At 45.0% G+C, this 14,147-nt stretch carries 18 protein-coding genes and 1 tRNA gene; 5 read left to right on the top strand and 14 right to left on the bottom strand.

Features of this window, described 5'->3' with window-relative positions; genetic code table 11:
- Window positions 1-1,143: a DUF362 domain-containing protein gene (locus LI82_RS10330; RefSeq protein WP_048195541.1), complete on the top strand. Its 1,143-nt coding sequence runs from the start codon at window positions 1-3 to the stop codon at window positions 1,141-1,143.
- Window positions 1,144-1,240: 97 nt separating this feature from the next.
- On the opposite strand, the gene pheS is transcribed toward LI82_RS10330, so the two are convergent.
- The 6 genes from pheS to LI82_RS10300 all read right to left on the bottom strand — a co-directional run bounded on the left by pheS (window position 1,241) and on the right by LI82_RS10300 (window position 6,878).
- Complete coding sequence (gene pheS / locus LI82_RS10325) at window positions 1,241-2,722, bottom strand: phenylalanine--tRNA ligase subunit alpha (protein WP_048195539.1); 1,482 nt, start codon at window positions 2,720-2,722, stop codon at window positions 1,241-1,243.
- A gap of 23 nt (window positions 2,723-2,745) precedes the next feature.
- Complete coding sequence (locus LI82_RS10320) at window positions 2,746-4,044, bottom strand: tryptophan--tRNA ligase (protein ID WP_048195536.1); 1,299 nt, start codon at window positions 4,042-4,044, stop codon at window positions 2,746-2,748.
- Between the two features lie 68 nt (window positions 4,045-4,112).
- Entirely contained in the window at window positions 4,113-5,324 is a 1,212-nt protein-coding gene (locus tag LI82_RS10315) for a radical SAM/SPASM domain-containing protein (protein WP_048195535.1), read from the bottom strand.
- A 71-nt stretch (window positions 5,325-5,395) separates the two neighbouring features.
- Window positions 5,396-5,602 (bottom strand): DEAD/DEAH box helicase family protein, encoded by a 207-nt coding sequence (locus LI82_RS10310; protein WP_048195534.1) that lies wholly within the window; start codon window positions 5,600-5,602, stop codon window positions 5,396-5,398.
- A gap of 113 nt (window positions 5,603-5,715) precedes the next feature.
- Window positions 5,716-6,327, bottom strand: a complete 612-nt coding sequence (locus LI82_RS10305; RefSeq protein WP_048195533.1) for a translation initiation factor IF-2 subunit beta — start codon at window positions 6,325-6,327, stop codon at window positions 5,716-5,718.
- Window positions 6,328-6,359: 32 nt separating this feature from the next.
- On the bottom strand, window positions 6,360-6,878 hold the full coding sequence (locus tag LI82_RS10300; RefSeq protein ID WP_048195532.1) for a 50S ribosomal protein L16: 519 nt from the start codon (window positions 6,876-6,878) through the stop codon (window positions 6,360-6,362).
- A gap of 321 nt (window positions 6,879-7,199) precedes the next feature.
- On the opposite strand from LI82_RS10300, the gene LI82_RS10295 reads away from it, so the two are divergent.
- From LI82_RS10295 to LI82_RS10285, 3 genes are all read left to right on the top strand, one after another.
- On the top strand, window positions 7,200-7,733 hold the full coding sequence (locus LI82_RS10295; RefSeq protein WP_048195530.1) for a MogA/MoaB family molybdenum cofactor biosynthesis protein: 534 nt from the start codon (window positions 7,200-7,202) through the stop codon (window positions 7,731-7,733).
- 229 nt (window positions 7,734-7,962) lie between these two features.
- Complete coding sequence (locus LI82_RS10290) at window positions 7,963-8,664, top strand: RAD55 family ATPase (protein WP_048195528.1); 702 nt, start codon at window positions 7,963-7,965, stop codon at window positions 8,662-8,664.
- 89 nt (window positions 8,665-8,753) lie between these two features.
- Window positions 8,754-9,020: a YhbY family RNA-binding protein gene (locus tag LI82_RS10285; RefSeq protein WP_048195526.1), complete on the top strand. Its 267-nt coding sequence runs from the start codon at window positions 8,754-8,756 to the stop codon at window positions 9,018-9,020.
- 14 nt (window positions 9,021-9,034) lie between these two features.
- Here the strand turns inward: LI82_RS10285 and LI82_RS10280 are convergent, their stop codons facing one another.
- The 8 genes from LI82_RS10280 to LI82_RS10245 form a co-directional block, all read right to left on the bottom strand.
- Window positions 9,035-9,355, bottom strand: coding sequence for a DUF190 domain-containing protein (locus LI82_RS10280; protein WP_048195524.1), 321 nt, complete (start codon window positions 9,353-9,355; stop codon window positions 9,035-9,037).
- Window positions 9,356-9,377: 22 nt separating this feature from the next.
- Window positions 9,378-9,737 carry a fluoride efflux transporter CrcB gene (gene crcB / locus LI82_RS10275; RefSeq protein ID WP_048195523.1) on the bottom strand — a complete coding sequence of 120 codons (360 nt, stop codon included), beginning with the start codon at window positions 9,735-9,737 and terminating at the stop codon, window positions 9,378-9,380.
- The gene (crcB, locus tag LI82_RS10270; RefSeq protein ID WP_048195522.1) at window positions 9,727-10,119 is read right to left on the bottom strand and encodes a fluoride efflux transporter CrcB; all 393 of its coding nucleotides are present in this window, start codon (window positions 10,117-10,119) and stop codon (window positions 9,727-9,729) included. Before crcB (LI82_RS10270) ends, crcB (LI82_RS10275) begins: the two co-directional genes overlap by 11 nt.
- 41 nt (window positions 10,120-10,160) lie before the next feature.
- On the bottom strand, window positions 10,161-10,439 hold the full coding sequence (locus LI82_RS10265) for a ubiquitin-like small modifier protein 1 (protein WP_330217380.1): 279 nt from the start codon (window positions 10,437-10,439) through the stop codon (window positions 10,161-10,163).
- 132 nt (window positions 10,440-10,571) lie between these two features.
- Window positions 10,572-10,649: transfer RNA gene (locus tag LI82_RS10260), tRNA-Pro, on the bottom strand.
- Between the two features lie 218 nt (window positions 10,650-10,867).
- Window positions 10,868-11,443 (bottom strand): UbiX family flavin prenyltransferase, encoded by a 576-nt coding sequence (locus LI82_RS10255; protein WP_048195519.1) that lies wholly within the window; start codon window positions 11,441-11,443, stop codon window positions 10,868-10,870.
- Window positions 11,443-11,793 carry a prenylated flavin chaperone LpdD gene (gene lpdD, locus LI82_RS10250; RefSeq protein WP_048196265.1) on the bottom strand — a complete coding sequence of 117 codons (351 nt, stop codon included), beginning with the start codon at window positions 11,791-11,793 and terminating at the stop codon, window positions 11,443-11,445. The genes LI82_RS10255 and lpdD overlap by 1 nt, the downstream gene beginning before the upstream one ends.
- Before the next feature lie 18 nt (window positions 11,794-11,811).
- Complete coding sequence (locus LI82_RS10245; RefSeq protein WP_048195518.1) at window positions 11,812-13,008, bottom strand: HD domain-containing protein; 1,197 nt, start codon at window positions 13,006-13,008, stop codon at window positions 11,812-11,814.
- A gap of 64 nt (window positions 13,009-13,072) precedes the next feature.
- Between LI82_RS10245 and cofD the strand changes: the two genes are divergently transcribed.
- Window positions 13,073-13,993, top strand: coding sequence for a 2-phospho-L-lactate transferase (gene cofD / locus LI82_RS10240; protein ID WP_048195517.1), 921 nt, complete (start codon window positions 13,073-13,075; stop codon window positions 13,991-13,993).
- Window positions 13,994-14,147: the final 154 nt, after the last annotated feature.

Raw genomic sequence — 14,147 nt, 5'->3', positions numbered from 1 at the left:
ATGAATCCGGGAACTCAGGTATCCATAGTGCGCTGTGAAGATTACTCGTACGCCAAAGAAGCTGTCAGGGAGGCAATTGACCTTGTTGGCGGTCTTGGAGCCATTATCTTCCCGGGCGCGCGGGTACTTCTAAAGCCGAACCTGCTTGCTGCAGCACTTCCTGAGAAAGCGGTCACCACACATCCTTCTATTGTGTCTGCAATGTGTGAGCTTGTTGTGGAGGCAGGAGGCATTCCCATAGTAGGCGATGGTGCAGGTATTACTCATCCGGGAGTTACTGAGGAAGCCCTGGATATGTCCGGCATAAGGGACGCCGCCCAGAAGGCAGGTGCAGAAGTTCTGAGCTTTGAGACCTCTGGCTATGTTGTCGTTGATGTTCCTGATCCGTTACATTTCTCTCAGCTCTACATTGCAAAACCTGTAATGGATGCGGATGTGGTGATATCACTTCCAAAACTTAAGACTCATGAACTGACCCTTTTTACAGGTTCTGTCAAGAACATGTTCGGTAGTATTCCTTTAAAGCTCAGGAAAGAAGCCCATATGCTTGCTAAAAAGGACCTTTTCTCAGAGGCAGTAGTAGACATATATTCTGCAAGGGTCCCTCATCTTGCGTTAATGGATGGTGTTGTGGGGATGGAAGGCAATGGTCCTGCAAGAGGCACGCCTGTGGATGTGGGCATAGTGATGGCAAGTTATGACTGCGTATCCCTTGATGTTGTATCATCAAAGGTTATAGGTCTTGATCCCATGGATGTGCCAACCAACAAAGCCGCAATTGAGCGTGGTTATGGTGCTACGGATCCGGAAGTATTGGGAGTTCCTATTGATGATGTAAGTATGAAGTTCAGGCTTTCAGGCACAACCCTTGTGGGAAGTGCACCGCTGTTCCTTGTCAGAAAACTTGGGAAGTATTTCACCATCAAACCTTTTATCAATACTTCACAATGCACCCTGTGTGGTGCCTGTGTTATGAACTGTTCGGCACATGCTATTGAACAGAAAGACGGTCGCCTGAAGATAAACAACAGTAAATGTATCCTATGCTATTGTTGCCGTGAGCTCTGCCCTTCAAATGCTGTGAAAATGAAACGTTCATTTTTTGCCAGGGTATTGCTCAAGGTAAGGAATCGGGGTCGATGACCGGTATCCTGACAAGGATCTTTTAATACGGTTTAAAATAAATATAAAAATAGATCTAAGCGGCACAAAGCCGCTTATGTTACATTTATTCTTTTCTTCAATCTTTTAGCTGGCACACCTGGCTCTTGCGTAACCATTCGATGTCTGACTGGTAAAGTTCACGCAGGTCCTTGAGTCCGAGCTTAAGCATTGCCACACGGCTAACACCAAGACCCCATGCAAGTACGGGAGTTTTGATCCCGAGGGGTTCGGTTACTTCCTTACGGAACACTCCGGCTCCGCCGAGCTCTACCCAACCGAGTCCGTCAATGTATACCTCAGGTTCCACACTTGGTTCTGTGTATGGGAAGTATCCGGGTCTGAACCTTACATCCTCGAATCCCATCCTGTGATAGAACTCTTCAAGGCATCCAAGAAGGTTCGCAAATGACATGTTCTCGTCCATGATTACGCCTTCAAGCTGTTCGAACTCTGGCGTGTGTGTTGGATCGATGGTTTCACGGCGGTATGCCCTGTCAATACAAAATGCCTTTAACGGCGGGTTCGGGTTGTCTGCAAGGTACTTGATGGTAACAGCAGTGGTGTGGGTTCTCAATACATCGCGTTTTGCAATATCCTCGCTCCACTTTCCTCCCCATCCGGTGGACTGGAGGTCACCGCCATGCTCGTGCATGTCCTTTATGCCTTCAGTGTAGTCTTCAGGAAGCTCTGAACGGCTTGAAAGGTGGAACGTGTCCTGCATCTCTCTGGCAGGGTGGTCCTGTGGCTGGAATAGTGCATCGAAGTTCCAGAATGAGCTTTGTACGACATCTCCTTTGATCTCGGTGAATCCCATCTCAAGGAAGATCTGACGCATCTGGTCGATAAGACGCTGGTATGGGTGTACTTTTGCACCATAAACCGGTCTTGGAGGGGTCTGGATGTTGTAAGGCCTGAAGTTCTTGTTCTTCCATTCCCCGCTCTTCAATAATTGGGATGTGATCTGGTTTATCTCCTCTTCAATAGTGATGCCTGCTTTTACAAGTTCGACTCCTGCATCTGTTATGGAGATGGTACGGTCCTTTTCCTCGGTCTTTGAAACAAGCTTGCGTTTGATCAGGTCCTTTATGGTCTTACCATCTGTTCCAAGTTCTTCAAGAGTGCTTGCTTTTTCTGTGAAACTGGCAAGTATCTTCTCGTCCTCAGTTTCCTCTGCATCGCCCGATGGGACCATCATTCCGTTCTCAATGCTGGCCCAGCCTTTCTTACGTAGCCATCCGGTCGCAATTCCCACCATCTTTGGTGAAAGCTTTTCCTTTAGGTCATCGATGGGTGTTGGCTCGGACAGGGCACTGATAAGCTGTCTCTCAGGGAGTCCCTCTTTTGCATAGGTGCGACCTTCGTCTGTCAGTGAGTACAGTTCGGTAACTGTATCATTCACTTCTGCCAGTCCGTTCTCTGAGAGCAAAAAGGCGGATTGCATTGCAGTTTCCACTTTCATGGATGCTTTTTCTGCAAGATCTTCCGGGGTTGTGGATGCAAGTTCATCCAGTGCGAGCAGCACATTTTTTTCATTTGTAGTAAGTTTATAGTTGCTCATGTCGGTCAGGGTCCTTTTTGGGTTTATAGTCCGTAATCATCCAGCCGGTCCTTTGCCAGCTCACGCTTTTCCTGGTGTTCTGTCAGGAATTCGGTCATCAGTTCTGCGGCAAGGGATTTGCAGGTGCCACACATACGTTTTCCGCAAACACATTCATCGTAGATCTCTTCAAGTTCTTTATCGTCTTCTACGAGGTGGAACATAAGGAGTTCAAAGGCAGAACAGTTATTTGGATCCCCACCAAGCTTTTTCTGTTCCTCAAGTGTCATCCTGCCGCCGGTCTTGGCACGTTTTACTTTCTTTGCAGCAGCCTTTGGATCTTCCTTTAGTGAAATGATACTCTCAGGTACACTGCTGGACATTTTACCTCCCTGCAGTCCTGACATGAATCTGTGGTAGGTGGAAGATGGCGGTACAAAAGCATAACCTCCGTACTCGATCTCAACTTCCCTTACGGTGTTCAGGAGTTTGTTATAATCATCAGCTCCGAAGACATCAACATGTCCTTCGAAAAGCTTTGTATCCCATGGCAGTCTTTCCGCGACATCCGCAAGTGCGCCTTCAGGGGCAGCCTTGCTACGAACACTGAAGTACTTGTTATTGTTCTTATCTTCGCGTCCTTCGATCCTGAACATGTTCATCTTGTGTGCGATACCACGCGTCAGGCGCATGTGTGGGTCCTGGTCAGCACCTACTGGGATTACCGTAGGTTTTGGCCCGCCATACTCTGAAAGTTGTGGCTGGAGTATATCCGCACTCTGGGAAAGGGTGCTTGTCATGTGCGACACGCTTGTCTCTCCGCTAAATCCATAGATGGCACTTAGCTCGGAGAAGTTCGTTTTTGAACCGAGTTCGAAGGTAAGTTCCTTGACATTTTCGGATTCTGACTGGAAGTAAATGTGACCGTTTGGCTCAAAACCAAGGGCTATCAGGCTTACGATGTAATCTTCAATTCCGATCTGACGGCATTTTTCCCATGAAACACCTCTTACTGAATAGGCTTCCCTGTCTGCGATGCCTACAAAAGCATCACCTCCCATTTTCTGGTGCCAGATGATCTCTTCCATGACCATTTTGTGTCCGAGATGGCCGCCTCCGGTGGGCATGAAACCGCTCATGACCGAAAAAGGGTCCTTGTTCTTCATTGCATCTGTTATCAGGTCATAGCTCCTGTGGCCGAAGATTATCTTCCTGCGCATGTACCTGTGTGGGTCAGGGAGTTCAGAGCAAATGTCCTCAAATGGAAGGATTCCGAATTCATCGAACAATTTTGAGTAATCGTCAATATTGACTGAACCCCATGGATCAAGTTTCATATTCATGTGCTGCCTCTGTCAAATTCCGCTTAAGATTTTGTTATTATCCTTGAATAGCTGAACGTATATATCGGTTACCTGATAAGATCGAAGTCGTATGGTGTTCCGGCATCTTCAGGTATCTTCGATACAAGTTTCAGGTAGTCCTTCTCCTGCATCAGGCAGGAGTGTCGCTCTCCTTTAAAGTCACTGACCTTGCGTATCCTGCTCCAGATCGTCCTGAGGTTATCTGTTTTGATATTCCCGAAACTGAATGGTATGTAGGGGCAGGGTTTTACTGATCCTTCAACGCACACATGTAACCAGCGCTGGCCGGCCATACATCCCAACATCTCGCCTTCAAAGTATGTGTTTGCGAATATTCTGGGTCCGTCCTCGGTAGCATTTATCCTGCGGTACATTTCCATTATGACTTCCCGGTCCTCGTCTGTTATGATGGGGTCTTCAGGTTTCTTTGGTACGGATTCCCATAATGAGAACTCATGCACTCCGAGTTCTTTTGCGAACTGGTACATGGATGTCAGTTTTTCAATGTTCTTCGGGGAAACATGGGTGCACATTGTAACAAGAAGCCCTGCGTCAAGTCCATATCTGATGGCATTGGTCGCTTTTTCAAAAGCGCCTTCCAGCTTTCGCACATCATCATGTTCTTCGGGAACAGTGGAATATATGCTTACCAGAAGGTTGTGAAGTCCGACCTCCTTTAGTCTCTCAGCAACTTCCTGTGTCATATCTGTGCCAGGTGTATACATGTTGACAATGGCACGGTCCTTGTCGACGTAATCAATAAGTTCGAATATATCTTCTCGAAGAAGAGGGTCTCCTTCGGTAAAGGTGATGACAACGGCTCCCATGTCAAGGGCTTCATCGATTGTCCGTTTTACAGTATCGACATCAAGGTCGCCTTCACCGCCGCTGATCACACAATGGTCACATTTACATCTGCACTGTCTTGTTATTTCAAAGGACACCGTTTCTGGAATATACTTTCCAAGCGCTATCTGTGTTTCGGCATAGAGGAGCCTATTGAAGACCTTGCCCGGTATTGGTGGTAACCATGTTGATGCTATAACCCTGTCTTTTTCAACAAGGGCTGGTTTTTCCGCTTCAAGGGTAGAATTGAATTTTTTCAGGAAAGGGGAACAAACACCACGCAAATGGCCTTTTGCTTCCAGTTGTAGGAATCCGTTCTGATGCTTCAGGTCAATGGTAAGGCCCGGGAGTGAAAGTACTGTAATGTCTTCTTCACTTTGGTCCATGTCTGTTTTTCTTTCAGTGTTAGCCATTTCAAAATCCTCTCTATGTCAGGTCTTACAACCTTTTGCATCATGATCTATGGATGCCTTTTGGATATGTATTAATTAATGGTCTCTAAGGGATTTCTTTTATATTTGTATAGACCACCGGTTAGGCATTGTTGGTATTTGTTATTTGCAAAAAAATGAACTCCGAAACCGGTTTTGCCAGTTTCGTTCTGTTCTGTAAAGAATACAACATCATTGTTTGGAAAACCGCTTTCAACAAGTCCATCGAACTCTGGTATTGAAATTGGTTTCCGGTCCATCTAAACCCTCTTTATATCCTGTTTCCTTTATTATCTGCCCCTGGACAGTTTTGTCCCGGGCAGACAATTCGGAAAGGGCTAGATCAATAGTGTTTATGATCAAAGAACGCTGCTTAAGAAGCGCGTTCTGCAAATGCAAGGTTCCCGCTGATCCTCTTGATCTTGATCTTTACGACATCGCCTTTTGCAGCGCCTGGGACGAATATGGTGAATTTGGCAAGTTTAGCGATTCCGTCTCCTTTTGAACCAACGGCATCGATCCTGACCTCATACTCCTCGCCTTCTTCGACTGCATCGCGGGGTGTTGCAATTGTGGTCCTCCTCTTTTTAACAGGACGGTGTGCACCACAAGCTGAGCATTTCAATATCATTATCCTGTCAGATTTGACAAGCTGGGTATCCGGGCGATTACATTCGGAGCATATAACATACTCTTCAACGTAGGCGTCGATATTTGATTTGATATTCTCTCTTGGGAATTTTCCCTGGAATATTGCACGGTTTCCATCAAGCTTTCCGGCAGTTCCCATTTCCCTTGTGAGGTATTTCATAATATGGTCCGGATCTCTGTTCAGTACGTCTGCAATGTTCCCAAAGTTCTCAAGGACGGTGGTCTTACCTTCCACAAATATCCTGGGTTCGGGAATTACGAAACGAACATCCGTAGTTTCCACATCTGGCAGGTTTTCTATTGCCCTTTCCAATAGCGCTTCGTAATCATCCATTTTGATACCCTCTTTTTTGATAAGTGTTCTGTTTACTGTACCAGTTCCATACCCTGATCGACAACGATCCTTACAGGGGTTGGCAGTTTCTGGCCAGCTTTTCGGAGAGCATCTTTTGCCATTGGGAAATGCTCTTTGTTAACAGATATTGTGAATACTTTCTGTCCTGCAGCAACTCTTGCTGCTGTTCCTACATTCTTTCCCCATGCTGCTCTCATTCCACTGGATACACGGTCCGCTCCTGCTCCGGTAGCCTGCTTGTTCTCTCTGAGAACTTCGTGAGGGTATACCCTGAGCTTCATGTGGTATGCGCTACGACCTGCTGCTGTTGTCATTGTTCTGTTTGCAGTGATACGTGCAGCTTCGAGAGCTTTGTGCTGGATCTGGCATCTTTCTTCTGAGATCAGTGTGATCTTCACAGGGAACTCTGCTGTCTTGTTTCCATCATCGTAGTGGATTACGTGACTGCCTGGAACACCGCCCATATATTTTCGTCTTGTGTTTGAGCGTGATTTTACGTTTCTGTACATACTTGCTGGTTTTCTTACCATGAGATTGAACCTCCTTAATATGATCAGTGTGATCTTAAGAACGCATTGGGTTTCCTGCTTTTTTGATCTGGTCGCCAGATCGTTGTTCTGGATATGTTGGCAACGCGTCTTGAAAATCTTTAAGTTGTAAATGTGTCAATGATGCATCCCCCTACTACTTAGGGGTTTATAAGTCTTATCAATAGAAAATGTATTTTCCTTTTTTCCCGTGCTATACTAAATTACATCTTATATATCCAGGTTTTGGAGTATCTTTAGTATTTATATTGAAAAAGGTATCTTCTGGAAATCAATATATATTGCATGCCTATAATTTGTCATATGGACTCTGTTACTCATGAGCACAGGAAAGATGCCCGAAAAAGTCTTGGTTTTTATTTGATCTCAATATCTACCTCAAGGTTTGCCAAATATGGATCAGCACGGTCTCCCGAAGATGCTGAGGATATATCCGGCGAATTGATGGTGGAACTTGTGAAAAAGAATGGTCATCATGTACTGGGTTATGAGCTTGTTTCCGATGAAAGCTCGGATATAAAGAAAGCTGTTCTGGATGCCCTGCAAAAAGAAGCCGACATTATTGTCACTACTGGTGGCACCGGTCTGACTCCCACTGATGTTACCGTCGAGTCCCTGGTGCCGATGTTCGAGAAGCAGATGCCCGGATTCGGGGAACTTTTCAGATACAAGAGCATTGAACAGATAGGTTCTGCAGTTATACTGACCCGCGCTGCTGCCGGGATCATAAGGGATAAAGCGATCTTCTGTCTTCCCGGATCACCTGGTGCAGTTGAACTTGCACTCTCAGAGATCATCATTCCGGAAGCAGGTCATGTTGTAAAACACATAAGGTGAATATTTTGAGTATGCGAGTTCACCTAATATCTATATTTATATAGTCCCTGCAAAGATATATTATTAATATGATTATCCCTTATGACGTATCCATAAGGGATATAATATAACAGGTACGATTTGAATGTGGATCAAATCCCACTTAATTTACTCTGAAGTAATGCAACGTCAGGTCAAATCCGGTGATCTCATGCATTCGCATTGACAAGTCCGTTGTAGGAATGTTTACATGGCTGAATATTTGTTTGGTATCAAAGAACTTGACGATCTGATCGGTGGTGTTAAAGAGGGCACCAACCTGATGCTTATCGGCCCTCCTATGAGTGGAAAGGATGATCTCGTTAATACTATTATCTGCAATGGGCTTAAACAGGGTGATTCTTCCATAATTGTCTCTACCCGTGAGACCGGGGAGCGTGTACTGGACTGGTTCTCAAATAACGGTCTGGATACTGACAATGAGAATCTCGGTATTGTGGATTGTGTCACAAAAACACTTGGTATCCCTGCATTGGATAAAGAGCATATAAAAAGGGCAGCCAGTCCTGTGGATCTCACAGGTATCGGGGTAAGGATCGGTCAGTATTTCGAGGAGTTCCTTGTTCAGAAAAAGGCCCCTGGCTTGAGATTCTGTATCAATTCCCTTTCTACTATCCTGATGTATTCCAATCTTCAGACATTGTTCAGGTTCTTACATGTTTTCACAGGTCGCATTAAAGCATCAAATTCCTTTGGTATCTTCATAGTGGAAGATGAAATGCATGATGCACAGACCGTGGCTACCCTGAAGCAGCTTTTTGATGGTATGATAGAAATAAAGGAAAATGATTCCGGTTATTCTATCAGGATATTGGGTATTACTCCAAAACCTACTCCCTGGTATGAGTTTGAGATTGACGGCAGTAATGTATCTATTGAGAAGCCTGAATAATTCTTTTCTTCAATTAAATGGTTATTTTGCATTATCATATGCAAATACTGCCGTAAGGTATAATTGGCATAAATTTTGTGTAGGTTCATATGGATAAAGAAAAGCTGTACAAACTAAGGTCTGAAGCAACCCACATAAAGCCTATTCTAAATGTGGGCAAAGGCGGGGTTTCTGACCAGCTGATAACTGAACTGAAAAAGGTCATTAAAGATCGGCATCTTGTCAAAGTTAAGGTCTTAAAGAGTGCTTCTTACGAAGAAGAGGATGGGATCGATGGCATTGCTGAAAAGCTTGCAGATGCTACAAGATCAACGATCATTGATGTAAGGGGGCATTCAGTAGTACTTTACCGTTAAAGTTCAGAGTTTCTTCAGACATTCTCTCCTGAAATGATCTCAACTTTTTGCAAGGTGATAAGTTCTTTTGGGATCATCCTGCAAAGTTCAGGGAGAATCTTTCTTATCTTTTCTTCGGAATCGACTGCTTCTACAACAATTGGCAGGTCTGTGCCGAGTCTCAGAATGCTTGTTGTATGTATCTTGCTATGAACTCCATATCCTTCGATGCCATGAAGAACGGTTGCACCGGAGATATTTGAATCTCTCATAAACTCAAGTATCTTCTCATGTGCAGGTTTTCCATCGCAGTAATCGTTCTCATTAAGGTATATCCTGAGAATAGCTGATGTCATATGTTAATCTCTATTTTTCAAATTAGATTAAACTTGCTATGTGCTGCCCGATGTAAACGCCTGAAAGACAAAGCAACAGGTTAAGTGTTATATTGGATACAAATAGCTCTGTGCGACCCTCTTCTAACAGCTTGAAGCTTTCATATGCAAAGGTTGAGAACGTCGTGAAGGAGCCGAGGATGCCTATGTTGATAAGGTGAAAGCTGGCGTATGGTACTGAGAGAAATGTCAGCGTGGATAGTATGGTGCTTCCGATAACATTTACAAGGAGGGTTCCTGTGGGAAGTCCTTTCATAACCGGTACTGTCCCCGAAACAAGATACCTTAGGCAGGCTCCTATGGAACCTCCAAGACCCACCAGCAGTACTGCTTCAATTCCCATGGGCACTTCCTTTCCTCCTGAACAGGTAGATAATAATGCCTCTTCCGAGGAAAACTGCCAAAAGGGTCAGTGCGAGATTGATTCCGATATTAAATATCGCAGAGTTTCCTCCAAGATCGTAGGTTTCAACGGCGAAAGTAGAAAAGGTCGTAAAGGCTCCCATAAACCCTGTTCCAAATGTCAGTCGTGTCCTCTGACTGATGTGGCAAAGGTAATCATAATCATACATCATCATTCCCAGAAGAAGGCTTCCAACCACATTCACAATCAGTGTTCCATTGGGTGAAATGGTGCTGGATGAAACTGCATATCTGGATATAGCACCTAAAAATCCTCCGAATGCTATACTTGCCAGGTCCTGTGTTCTTTCCGGGAATGTCATTTATGAAATTGAAGTTCAATGCGGGATGCGTCTTAAGAAGATCAGCCACCCGATACAGGTGGGAATATTGCGATCTCGTCGTCATCATTGACAATGGTATCCAGTCCTTCAAGGTGCAGGATATTGTTCCCATTTATGAGTATGTTGATGTAACTTCGAAGTTCTCTTTTCCCTTCGACATCATTGAATATCAGTTCCTGAAGCTGTGGGTATCTTGTGAGCAGACCGTCAAGGATCTCCTGTATGTTCTCTCCTTGCATCTTCATTTCAGACTCTCCTGCTGATTCCCTGAGATTTGCAAATAACTTTATTTTTGCCATAACCATGAGAATTTCTGACTACTGCATATTAAATAAAACTAATCCAAATACGTCGAAAATTACTTTTCAGTAGTATATTGTAAATGTCAATAGCAAGTTGTCAATGATAAGTTAATTAAAAAAGTTGAATTTTGGTGGGATAGCGCGGATTTGAACCGCAGTCCAAGCGTCCCAAACGCTCGAGGATCGACCAGGCTACCCTACTATCCCATCGTGTTCATTGCATGCAAAAGACCTCGCATGCAGTGCCTTTGGAGGCACGTTCCTCTAAATAGAAGTCGTAGTATATATATTTAACCATTCGGGAATGCTTTTTTGATGAATTATTGCTTAATTTGCGGTAATTTTGCATGAATGATCTTCATTTTGCCAGTTTAATGGCCATAATGTTCGCTCAATATTCCTGATGCGGCGGTATCTCTGGCATTTCACTGCCAGCGCTTGTAGGCATTATTGTCGACACCTATAAGGTCGAGTGCTCTTCCTGCCATGAAATTGATAAGGTCATCGATTGATTCCGGCCGGTTGTAATATGCAGGGCAGGCGGGAAGCAGGATCGCTCCGGCATTATGTGCTTTTAGCATATTCTCAATATGGATGCCGCTGAGTGGGGTTTCCCTGGCCATCAGAATGAGCTTTCTCCTTTCCTTAAGGCACACATCAGCTGTACGTGCAATGAGGTTATCGGAGGTCCCGTTTGCCACTGATGCGAGTGTTTTCATGCTGCAGGGTGCCACTATCATACCTACAAAGGGGTGGGATCCGCTTGCTATAGGTGCGGTGAAGTCATTCTCATCATGGACCGATGTTGCCAATTCTTTTATGCCTTCCACTGTCAGGTCGGTCTCTACTTCGATGATCTTCTCTGCAGCCTTTGTGAGTATCAGGTGGGTATCTATATTCATATCTGCCAGGATCTCAAGCAACCGGACGCCATACTGTGCACCGGAGGCTCCGCTTATCCCGATAACTATCTCCTTCTTCCTCTCCGTCTCCCTCTCCATTATTGTTTCTCCTTCATTGATCCTATGAATTCATTGATCAGTTCGTTCGAAGCGGACAGCACTTCTTCGATCTCTTCAAGTGTAATATTCTCAAAATTTATTCCTACGGTAACAACTGTTGTGCTATGTGTGGCCGAACTTATACGCCTTGCAGCATCAAGAGCTATGGCGTCATCCCTGTGGGATGGCAGGGTTATTACCGATGAGGATGCATGTCCGGGTATTCTGTCATAGTAGCCCACGGCTACAGCTCCAATGTGTCCTCTGCCACCTGTAAGTGTTATCACAAGGTCTTCGCCGATGAGTCGGTGTTCAAGTAAAAGTTCTCCTCTGCTTGTCTGTGTTCTCATTTCCTGCAAAGTATCACCTCATAGGTCTGTAAGTCTGAACTGCTTTGTTCCTTTCTTTGTGTCAAAGAATTCCTGTGCAGCCTTCCTGACAGATTCTCTGTGTTCCTTAATAGTGTACACGCCCATTCTCCAGTTATCTTGGTGGGCATTCTCTATGGTGGCCACGATATTGGAGGCTTCATCAAGCCTCAGCATCTTCCCGTCGACCTTGATCAATGCCTTCATTTCAGCGATCTCCGGTCGCTTTGGGATGTCGATCAGGATCTCGCTGCTGTCGATGCCAACCATATCTGCGATCTCATTTTCTACCCGGTCTACCTTTCCCCTGTAACGCAGGACGTTCTCACCAACAACCTCAATGCCAACATGAAGGGCACGTTTGTAAAGCCTTCTTTCATCGAGTCGTTTTCCAAGCTCGCCTGCATACCCATCGTCTGCCCTGATCATCTCGAACAACCTTGCATCTTCCATCTGGCGCAGTTTGAACGGGTCGAGCGTCTTCTTGTTGATAAGGTCCTGGACCGCCCTTGTAAACATCGTTTCGGCTATCCTGGATACGTGGTGGTAATAGACCGAGGGGTGCATAAGGAAACGTGAAACAAGAAGTGATTCTGCGGCTTTCAGACCTCCCAGGCCGACAACCAGATTATCCTCGTAGAACTGCATCTCATGTATCAGGCGTGCATGGTCCACAAGTCCGAACGCAACACCTGTATAATGTGCATCTCTCACCAGATAGTCCATACGGTCCACATCGATCTCGCTATTAACTATCTTTCCCAGTGATGTTTCGCCCTTTATGTGATCTGCAATGGTCACAGGATCAAGTCCGTGTTCGTTCAGTATCTCTGCGATCTCGCCTTTTTTGAGGATAGGTTTCACATCTTCATGTCTCTGGCGTGTATACTGTTTTATGATACTCTCTGTAACATGTGAGAGCGGTCCGTGGCCGACGTCATGGAGAAGTGCAGCTGCACGGATCTCATCCTTTTCATCTTTCTCGATAGAGTTTAGCTGTGATGTCAGGGTAGTTGCAAGGTGCATTACTCCAAGGGAATGTTCAAAACGAGTATGGTTTGCTCCGGGATATACAAGATTTGACAGGCCCAACTGCTGAATTCTTCTTAAACGCTGCATTTGGGGTGTATCTATCAATGACAATACAAGTTGGTCCAGTTCTATGTACCCATGTACCGGATCCCGAATGACTTTCATATGGTTTAAATAGTCTTCATGGTATAATGATGTTCCGTTATTTGATGGAAACAGAGGTTGTTTTATGATCGTATTGTCCGGCGGAACGGGAACTCCCAAATTGATCGATGGTTTAAGAAATGTCCTTCCTGAGGAGGATATCACTGTGGTCGTGAACACAGCTGAAGACCTGTGGGTCTCCGGAAATCTGATAACTCCTGATATTGATACTGTGCTCTATTTACTCTCTGATAGGATCGACAAGGGGAAATGGTGGGGTGTCAGGGATGATACGTTCAGTACTCATGATGCAATGAAGCTTGCCGGTCATGACGAGGGGATGATGATAGGCGATCTTGACAGGGCCACGCACATAATGCGGTCTGAAATGTTAAGGCAGGGCCTTTCTCTTACAGAAGCTATGCAGAAAATGGCTTCTTTATTCGGGATCAGATCTCATATATTGCCAATGTCGGATGATCCTGTGTCCACAATGATAACAACGCCATCCGGAAGGATACATTTTCAGGATTTCTGGGTAAAACAACATGGTGGGCCTGAGGTCTTAGAGGTTTCACAGGATGGCATCGATGATGCATCCATATCTCCGGGTGTAATTGAAGCTCTTGAAAAGGAGGATAATGTCCTGATAGGTCCCAGCAATCCCATCACAAGTATTGGTCCGATCATTAACTTGCCTGGTATGCGTGACATCCTCAAAGGGAAGAAAGTGGTTGCAGTAAGTCCTATCATAGGAAGGGAGCCAATAAGCGGGCCTGCAGGAAAATTGATGAGTGCCTGTGGCTTCGATGTTTCTTCAGTTGGGGTTGCAGAGTGCTACAATGGACTCCTTGATGCAATGATCCTTGATGTAAGGGATGGGTCTGCAGGAGATCCTGTGATGGACATGGGGATTGATGTCTTCTTTACGGATACTCTGATGAGCTCTGTGGATATAAGCAAAGATCTTGCAAAACACATGATTGATATTTTTAATAATATCTAATAATTATACGATTGTGCAATATACAATACAGCATTACTGTATTGTCATTGACATGTCTAAAAAACAGTTCATTAAATGAGATGCTGATGAAATGTGGCATGAGCGGGTTGGGGAGTGGGGGTACTTGAAAAGAAATTAGGGCCCCGCTCATTAC

The organism is Methanococcoides methylutens (genome assembly GCF_000765475.1).
Taxonomy (GTDB): domain Archaea; phylum Halobacteriota; class Methanosarcinia; order Methanosarcinales; family Methanosarcinaceae; genus Methanococcoides; species Methanococcoides methylutens.
This window is presented reverse-complemented; position numbering and strand designations above follow the sequence as displayed.